At 70.1% G+C, this 6,408-nt stretch carries 7 protein-coding genes and 2 pseudogenes; 1 reads left to right on the forward strand and 8 read right to left on the reverse strand.

Annotated features, from left to right (window positions below; translation table 11 throughout):
• Nucleotides 1-156: 156 nt before the first annotated feature.
• The 6 genes and pseudogenes from O3Q52_RS46750 to O3Q52_RS46775 form a co-directional block, all read right to left on the reverse strand.
• Nucleotides 157-1,551, reverse strand: coding sequence for a hypothetical protein (locus tag O3Q52_RS46750; RefSeq protein WP_269654559.1), 1,395 nt, complete (start codon nt 1,549-1,551; stop codon nt 157-159).
• Nucleotides 1,548-2,393: an ABC transporter ATP-binding protein gene (locus O3Q52_RS46755; protein WP_269654560.1), complete on the reverse strand. Its 846-nt coding sequence runs from the start codon at nt 2,391-2,393 to the stop codon at nt 1,548-1,550. The genes O3Q52_RS46750 and O3Q52_RS46755 overlap by 4 nt, the downstream gene beginning before the upstream one ends.
• On the reverse strand, nt 2,390-3,226 hold the full coding sequence (locus O3Q52_RS46760; RefSeq protein ID WP_269654561.1) for a zf-HC2 domain-containing protein: 837 nt from the start codon (nt 3,224-3,226) through the stop codon (nt 2,390-2,392). Before O3Q52_RS46760 ends, O3Q52_RS46755 begins: the two co-directional genes overlap by 4 nt.
• Nucleotides 3,223-3,726: an RNA polymerase sigma factor gene (locus O3Q52_RS46765; protein ID WP_269654564.1), complete on the reverse strand. Its 504-nt coding sequence runs from the start codon at nt 3,724-3,726 to the stop codon at nt 3,223-3,225. Before O3Q52_RS46765 ends, O3Q52_RS46760 begins: the two co-directional genes overlap by 4 nt.
• 147 nt (nt 3,727-3,873) lie before the next feature.
• Nucleotides 3,874-4,044, reverse strand: a pseudogene (locus O3Q52_RS46770) (thioesterase family protein); the annotation flags it as partial.
• A 220-nt stretch (nt 4,045-4,264) separates the two neighbouring features.
• Nucleotides 4,265-4,723, reverse strand: a complete 459-nt coding sequence (locus O3Q52_RS46775; protein WP_269654565.1) for a MarR family winged helix-turn-helix transcriptional regulator — start codon at nt 4,721-4,723, stop codon at nt 4,265-4,267.
• 63 nt (nt 4,724-4,786) lie between these two features.
• Here O3Q52_RS46775 and O3Q52_RS46780 point away from each other — a divergent pair, with 63 nt between their 5' ends.
• Nucleotides 4,787-5,155: a VOC family protein gene (locus tag O3Q52_RS46780; protein ID WP_269654562.1), complete on the forward strand. Its 369-nt coding sequence runs from the start codon at nt 4,787-4,789 to the stop codon at nt 5,153-5,155.
• A 633-nt stretch (nt 5,156-5,788) separates the two neighbouring features.
• Here the strand turns inward: O3Q52_RS46780 and O3Q52_RS46790 are convergent.
• Nucleotides 5,789-6,024 (reverse strand): annotated as a pseudogene (locus tag O3Q52_RS46790) (transposase family protein); the annotation flags it as partial.
• A gap of 58 nt (nt 6,025-6,082) precedes the next feature.
• The coding region (locus O3Q52_RS46795) for a peptidoglycan-binding domain-containing protein (protein ID WP_269654563.1) at nt 6,083-6,408 on the reverse strand (326 nt) is incomplete at its 5' end.

A 6,408-nucleotide genomic window follows, 5' to 3' on the forward strand; every position in this document is an offset into this window, starting at 1 on the left:
CCATTGCCCCCGTGGAGAGACCGAGCACGGGCAGCCGCGGATCACCGGGCCCCGCGCCCTCGTCCCGGGCGAGTGCCCACACCGCTACCACGCCGATCACCACCGCAGTGAGTGACGCGGGTATCTGACGCGAGCGCGCGTACAGCATCAGCCATCTCACCGGGACGCACCGCCGGACAGCACCTCGAACGGGTCGCCCTCGCAGGAGAGCGCGGCGGCGCGCATCTCTTTGATCCGCGAGAGCTGCTCGGCCCGGGGAAGTGCCTTGAGTTTCTTCCACACGGGGCGGGTCTCGGATTCGACCTCGCCGCGCATACTCGCCGGCGTGCCGGCGAGCGGTTTGAGGTCCCCGAGGACCCAGGCCACCGCGACTGTCTGCGCGTATTCATCTCCCCCGAAGCCGCTCCAGCCGACGGGGGTGCACCCTGGCACCATGCCTTTGGCGATCAGGGCCCGGGTGAGCTCCTCGCCCTTCGCAGCGGCGACGATGTCGTCGTCGAAGTCGAGGAGCACGGTCTTACGGGACCACTGCGGCGTGGAGCCCTCCGGCAGCACTGCGGTGTTCTCCCGGACCGAGACCGGCGCCTGATCACCCAGGGCGCCGTGCAGCAGGCGCAGCGCCTCCTTGCCGGGATCCGCGAGGTCCGCGAGTCGCGCCTGCTGTGTCTTCGTCACGCACACCGGGCCGTCGCACACCAGCTCCGCGGCGGCCTCGTCGACGACGTACATCCGGCCCGGGTCGGCAGGGAGGACCAGCAGCGCGATCGCCGCACCCGCCAGGACCGGCGCCAAGGCGGTCAGCCGGGCGCGCGGGGTCGCGGCGACCAGCAGCGCGAAGCCGGTCCCGGCCATGCCGAGCAGCCAGATCGTCTGCCCGACGTGCACGGAGTCGGAGAGCGTGACGAACGCCTCTCGCGCCTCTTCCACCGTCGGTGACAGCAGCGAGACCCGGTTCGGCTCCGTGCTCGTGAACCCGTCCGCCGTGTCCGTCTCCGTCCGGCCCAGCGACATGTGCATGAGGGCCGTGAACACGAAGGCACCCATGGCCAGCGCGGGCGGGGTGAGCGGGGACGGCAGGGCCCTCCCGGCCCCCATGCCCAGCACGGCCCCCGCGACGAGGAAGAGCACGCCCACCAGAGAGATCGGCAGCCACCCGAGGTGCGTGTACTCGGTGTGGGCGAGCACCTGGACCCCACCCACGAGGACGAGGAACGCGAAGGCAGAGGCCAGCGTGATCGCCGTCGCGCCCGCCAGGATGGCCGCGCGGTGCCGGGCGGGCCGCGGCGTGCTCGTCAGCAGCTCGGACATCTTCGAGCGGTGGTCGCGCAGTCCCTGCAGTGCCCCGAGCCCCACGGCGAGCGGCCACAGGTAGAACAGCAGGGAGCGGGTCCACAGGGCCAGTGGTGTCCACTGGGCCGTCCACGCCGTGGTGTCACTCCACCACTGGCCGTTCAGCAGGTACAGGAACGCCAGCGCCGGCACCAGGACCACGAGGCCGGCCCACGGGGCGACCGAACGCCTCAACTCGATACGCAGGACGCGGCCGTTCACCAAGTGCCCCTTCCCTGCTCGGGGTTGAGCAGAAGAGCCGAGTAGCCGCGCTCCAGCGGGCTGTCGCCCACGTGCTCCGGGCCGCCCACCGAGACGAGTTCGTCCGGAGGGCCCTGGAAGACAAGACGGCCCTCGGCGAAGACCACCACGTCGGTGCAGGCGGCGGCGACGTCCTCCACCAGATGGGTCGAGACGAGCACGCAGGTGTCCGTACCCAACTCCTGCAGCAGCTCGCGGAAGCGAAGCCGCTGCGCCGGGTCCAGGCCGACCGTCGGCTCGTCCAGGAGCAGGATCGTCGGATCGTTGACGATGGCCTGGGCGATGCCGACCCTGCGCACCATGCCGCCCGACAGGGCCTTCATCCTCTCGTCGGCGCGGTCCGCCAGACCCACCCGCTCCACCGCGCGCTGCACGGCGGCGGGGATGTCCGCTTTGGGCACCTCCTTCAGCCAGGCCATGTACTCGACGAACTCGCGCACCGTGAAGCGCTTGTAGTAGCCGAACTCCTGCGGCAGATAGCCGATCCGGCGGCGTACCGCACGGTGCTCGCCCATGCCGCCCACGGACTCGCCGAGCAGCTCCAGACTGCCCTCGGTGGGGCGCAGCACGGTGGCCAGCGTCCGGATGAGGGTGGTCTTGCCGGCCCCGTTGGGGCCGAGGAGGCCGTGCACGCCGGTGCCCAGGGACAGGTCGAGGCCGTCGACGGCCATGCGTTTCCTGCCGACTCTGACCTTCAGCCCGGTTGCCTGGATCTGCCAGGCGTAGGCCGTCGGTGCGATGTCGGCCGCGCTCACGGCGGACGTCATGTGGTGTTCCCTTCCCGTGTTCTTTCCGATGGTCATCGATGAGCTCCCAGCACGGTGTACGCGCCTCTGCGGGCGATCACGACACCGATACCGATCGCGAGGATCAGCCCCCACGCGGGCAGACCGCCCGTCTGCAGGGCGAAGGTCGTACGGCTGGTGGCCAGAGTCGGCGCCACGACCACCGCGGCCCAGACACTGGCCAGCACGACGGCCGCGCGGGTCACACCGACCACACCGCCGAGCGCCAGGGTCGTCGAGGTGAAGGCCAGACAGGGCAGCAGCCACTGGGCCACCATCACCCCCGTCGCCCAACCGCCCACCAGCAGCACGGGGACGACCACGGCAAGCACGGACGCGGTGCGCCGCAGCACCAGATAGAGCCCGGCCCTGGGCACGGAGGCCGTCAGTTCGTACGCCGGGTCGAGACCACGCGACCAGGACGCCGCGACCCCGAGCACGGGCAGGACCGGCGCGAGCAGCAGCACCAACGACACCTCGCCGGCACCGGCACCGGTGCCGGTGCCGGTGCCGGACAGGTCGAGCAGCAGGGCCAACAGCGTCACGCCCACGACCATGGCCAGCCACGGCACCATCGTGGGCGTCATCCACCTGGACAGCGGCGCCGACCAGCGCCGTCGGCGCGGCATCGTGGCAGTGGCCGCGAGTTGGGGTTCGAGGCCGGACCACACGGTGTCGACGAGCGACGCCACGGCGGGCACCCCGGCACCGACAGCGGCGGACAACCGGTCACGGCACACCCGGCACATCTCCAGATGCGCCTCCACGGCCCACACCTCGTCGGCGGAGAGGCCCGCGCCGCCGCGCACATACCCCTCGATGATCCGCTCCGACGCGTGTTCGATGCTCATGCCAGCGCCCTCCGCATCTCGATACGGGCCCGGCGGGCACGGGTCTTGACCGTGCCTTCGGGCAGCCCGAGCAGGACCGCGGTCTCACGGACGGAGAGCCCGTCGAGCACCATGGCCTGCAGTACCTGTCTCAACTCCGGCGCGAGGCACCTCAGCGCGCCCCCGACATCACCGTCGACGGTTCCCGCGAGCGCCAACTCCTCGGCGGCGGGCGCCTCGTCGGGCACAGCTGCAGCCGGCGGCGGCTCCGCGTGGTGGGCTCTGCGCCGGAACGCGTCGACGAGGCGGCGCGCCGCGATCGTCCACAGCCAACCGGTGGCCGTCCCTCCGACCGCGGCCCCGGCGAACGCACCCGCCGCGCGCCACACCGCCAAGTAGGTCTCCTGCATGACCTCCGCGACGATCTGCTCGTCCACACACCGGCGGCGCAGCCGCACCGCCATCCACGGCGACGTACGCCGGTACAGCTCCTCGAACGCGACACGGTCGCCCTTTGCCACCAGCCGGACGAGATGTTCCTCGTCCACCTCGTGCAGCGCTGCTCTGACTGATCTCACACCTGCTAGACGCCCGGTCCGGGCGACAGGTTTTCCCATCGCCGTGATCCACGTCACACAGGGAGCCTCGCTGCCGCGGGCCTTCAGGTATCAACTGTTCGGCAAGGGCCGGACCGTGACGATCCACTGGGCGTGGCCGACCGGGCCGTTGAAGTCGCGCAGGACGGTGCTGGTGAGGCCCTGGCTGGTGAGACCGAAAGCGACGACGGCGTACAGGCCGGTCCAGCGGCCCTCCGACTGCCGGCGGAGATGGACGGTCAGATGGAAGCGCCGCCACAACACCACCCACGCCAAGATCCGCTGCAGCACCAACCGATTCACCGACGCCGTGAAGGCCGCCCTCGTCCCGCACGACACATCAACATGAGCTTGGAGGAGGCCCAGCGATCCCGCCTATCAATCTTTTCGAGGTCGCCGGCACGGATTCCCGCGCTCGGCCGCACTCCTGTCCGGCGCGGCGAGACGCGCGCCGGGGAACGAGCTATGCACCGTCGTTGCCATCACGCAGGGAATGGATCACGCTCTGCAGGATCCCGAACGCGCGTGACTGCTCGGTCTCGGTCATGCCGGCCAGCATTCTGACCTCGACGGACCGGACCGCCACGGTCGCCTTCTCCAGGCTCCGTCGGCCGCGAGGCGTGAGCCGCGCGGGGAGAACCTTCCCGACGGGCGCCTCCGCGGGCCTGGTCACGTAGCCCTCCCGCTCCAGGGTCTGGAGCAGCACGTTCATCGACTGCCGTGTCACGAACGCACCCCGCGCGAGTTCGGAGTTCGACAAGCCCGGCCGTTGAGCCAGCAGTTCGAGGCAGGAGTAGTGCGTCACGCTCATCCCGAGCGGCCGCAGCACCTCCTCCATAGCTGCGCGCAGGACGCTCGACGCCTCTTTCAGCAGGTAACCCAGGGACGTCTCCAGGTCGACGCCGGCACCGTCTTGATTCATGTCAGCATTCTGACATACGCTGACGTGTGTCAGAAAGCTGACACGAAGAGAAGGAGCATCACCATGCCCGCCACCGGCCCCGACTTCATCTCGCTCCAGGCGCGCGACCTGAACGCCTCGCAGGCGTTCTACGAGCAGTACCTCGGCCTCGTCCGCTCGCAGGCCGGACCTCCGCACGCCGTCGTCTTCGAGACGAAGCCGATCGCGTTCGCACTCCGCGACGTCGTACCCGGCACCGATCTCGCATCCGTCGCCCAGCCCGGCATCGGTGCCGCGATCTGGCTCCACGCCACCGACGTCCAGGCCATCCACGATGCTCTCGTCGCCGACGGCCACACCATCGTCTCCGCACCGATCGACGGCCCCTTCGGCCGGACCTTCACGTTCGCCGACCCCGACGGCTACCAGGTCACCCTCCACGACCGCGCCTGACCGGCCAAACGCCACCGGACGATCCCCGGTCCCCGAAGACCGCTGGTCGCGCCCTGGGCTCGGCGTAACGCCACCTTCCGCCCTGCTGACCTGACGACGGTCTGCCGGCTGGACGGCCTCGGGTTGGAAGTGCCTCGGAGTGACCGTCGCGGTCCCCCAATGGGCCTGGGCGGGCGGTCCGGTCGGCCTCGACGAAGCCCGCCTCCTGGGCAGCCTTGATACCGCTGCTTGTGGCGGGCGTGCTGTTCGGCCTCGCCATGGGTCACCAAGTGTTCCTGGTTCCCGCATGCACGCGGCGCACAAGTTCGCCCTCAGCGGCGGCGACCCGATGGTCGCATCGATCGGCCTGGCCCTCACCGTCGACGTCCTGGTCGACGCACTCGTTGTCCGCATGGTCCTGGTGCCGGCAGCACTGCAACTCCTCGGCGAGGCCAGCTGGGCGATACCTCGCCGACTGGACCGGGTGACCCCAAACGTCGACACCGAGGCGCGGCTCTGGAGCACGAAGAGTTCCTCAAGCCGCGCGACGAGCAGGATCAACCCGCCGGCTTCCCCGGGCGTAGCAGTTCCGATCAGGTTGCTCCCTGACTCCGGGAGCAACCTGATCGTCACCCCCTGCAAAGGGCGTGGGAGTCGTGCCGGTTGGAGCGCGAGCATCGGTCCGACGGGGGCAATGATCCGGTCCGCGGACGACTTGGAGATCCCGAGCAGCGGGGCAAGCTGCCGCATCGTCAAGTTCGTGCGCCAGTACGCCGTGACCAGGAAATACGGCCCTCAGGCGACAGGCTCCACGGGTGACCGCGGTGCGGCTCGGTAGCCTGCGCCCGCCGTATCGCAGTCATCAACTTGCTGAAGCGGAGCGGGCCCAGCCCAGTGAAGGGAGCTGTCCAGGACGGGCCGCGTCGTGTGTGCGGCCCTCGGGTCGGCTCAGCAGGTGTTGAACCTCCCGGTGAACTCCCAGAACGCGGCCGTGGTCGCCGATCCGGCGACCCCGTCGACGGCAAGGTTGGCGCCCTGGAGGTTCAGGTACCGCTGCAGCGCCCTGATCGTGTTGGGTCCGACGATGCCGTCGATGGAATCGTCGTAGTAGCCCAGGGCGTCGAACTTCCTCTGCGCGGCCTTCCAGCTGCTGGTGCCCAGCAGTCCGTCGATCGTGCCGGGGTCGTAGCCCGTGTCGCGCAGCCAGCACTGCCAGTTCATCGCATGCCGGGTATTCAGTCCCAGGTTGACCACCGCGAGCGGCGCGACGGCCT

It is taken from the genome of Streptomyces sp. ActVer, from assembly GCF_027270795.1.
GTDB classification, from domain to species: Bacteria; Actinomycetota; Actinomycetes; order Streptomycetales; family Streptomycetaceae; genus Streptomyces; species Streptomyces umbrinus_A.

Excerpts from the sequence above, each read along its gene's own strand:
- O3Q52_RS46780 (WP_269654562.1), top strand. The coding sequence starts at position 4,787 with ATGCCCGCCACCGGCCCCGACTTCATCTCGCTCCAGGCGCGCGACCTG.
- O3Q52_RS46760 (WP_269654561.1), bottom strand. The coding sequence starts at position 3,226 with ATGAGCATCGAACACGCGTCGGAGCGGATCATCGAGGGGTATGTGCGC.
- O3Q52_RS46775 (WP_269654565.1), bottom strand. The coding sequence starts at position 4,723 with ATGAATCAAGACGGTGCCGGCGTCGACCTGGAGACGTCCCTGGGTTAC.
- O3Q52_RS46755 (WP_269654560.1), bottom strand. The coding sequence starts at position 2,393 with ATGACCATCGGAAAGAACACGGGAAGGGAACACCACATGACGTCCGCC.